Genomic DNA, 1085 nt, shown 5'->3' with positions numbered 1-1085 from the left:
GAGCGCGTCGACGCGCTCGGTGAGGGCGGCTACCGCCGTTACGACGAACGGACGGCCACCCAGCTCGGGGACGGCGCCCTGCTCGTGCTCGACGCGTACGGCGGAGACCTCCGGCGGCTGCGCGAGGAGGCCGGCGGCGAGACGGACGCACTGCGCTCGGGGCTCCGCCGCTTTCCCGGGATCGGGCCGGCGGGCGCCGACATCTTCCTGCGCGAGGTCCAGGCGGTGTGGCCGGGAGCGGCGCCCTACTTCGACGCGAAAGCTCTTCAGGGCGCGGAGCGGCTCGGCCTTCCCACCACACCGGACAAGCTCGCCCTGCTGGCGAAGGATCGGGATCCTGCTGTGGTCGCCGCCGCACTGGTGCGGGACGCGCTCGGCAAGGGCTGAACCGCTCAGCTCGTCGGCCGCCGCCTGCCCGGCTTCGTGGAGCGGTTCTCCACGAGGGCGCGCCGGATCTGCGCGGCGCTCGCGCGGGCGTGGTCCGACGTCGCCGTCCGGTCGGCCACCGAAGTGACAAAACGGTGAGTGGGACGCAGGCACTGACCGCACGGCGTGTCGGTGGCGAGCAGGTAGCCGTCCTCGCACTGGGGGTCCGTGCAGTGGCCTGGGCTCACGAGCGCTTCCGCGATCTCCTGCGGCGCCCAGCGGCGCCGTCCGTCCTCGTCCTTCTCATGGAGGGCGTGGGACCAGCGGACGTTCCAGCGGCGTTCGAGCCGTTCCAGGAGCTGGTCGGGGGTGCGCCGGGCGAGTTCCCGGTGGATCAGCTCGTGCACCGTACGGGGGTGGCGGTGGGCGAGTGCCTGGACCAGCGGTTGCGGGAGGGCCTGGAGGATGTAGTTGACCGGATCGCCCCCCGCGCGCTCGCGCCACTTGCGGCAGCCGCAGGGGCCCTCGGCCGGGAGCGCCCGCTGGCATCGGCCGCACTGGCCCCGGCACTCCGCGCAGAGCCCGTCGTCGAGCCCGTCCACGTGGGGCGCGGGGGCACGGCCGCAGTCGCGGCAGCAGGAGGCGCACGGGCCGCAGAGGCGCTCGTCGCCGAGCTTCGTGGTCCACTGCCGCTGCTGGCAGCGGCAGCACAGGGCGTT

At 74.4% G+C, this 1085-nt stretch carries 1 protein-coding gene and 1 pseudogene; one reads left to right on the top strand and one right to left on the bottom strand.

Annotated features, from left to right (window positions below):
• A pseudogene (locus BFF76_RS30445) lies at positions 1-387 on the top strand (endonuclease); the annotation flags it as partial.
• 5 nt (positions 388-392) lie between these two features.
• Here the strand turns inward: BFF76_RS30445 and BFF76_RS30440 are convergent.
• On the bottom strand, positions 393-1085 hold a 693-nt coding region (locus BFF76_RS30440), incomplete at its 5' end, for a hypothetical protein (RefSeq protein ID WP_244167387.1).

Origin of the sequence: Streptomyces mutomycini, assembly GCF_001700505.1 — a bacterium.
In the GTDB taxonomy this organism is placed as follows: domain Bacteria; phylum Actinomycetota; class Actinomycetes; order Streptomycetales; family Streptomycetaceae; genus Streptomyces; species Streptomyces mutomycini.
This window is presented reverse-complemented; position numbering and strand designations above follow the sequence as displayed.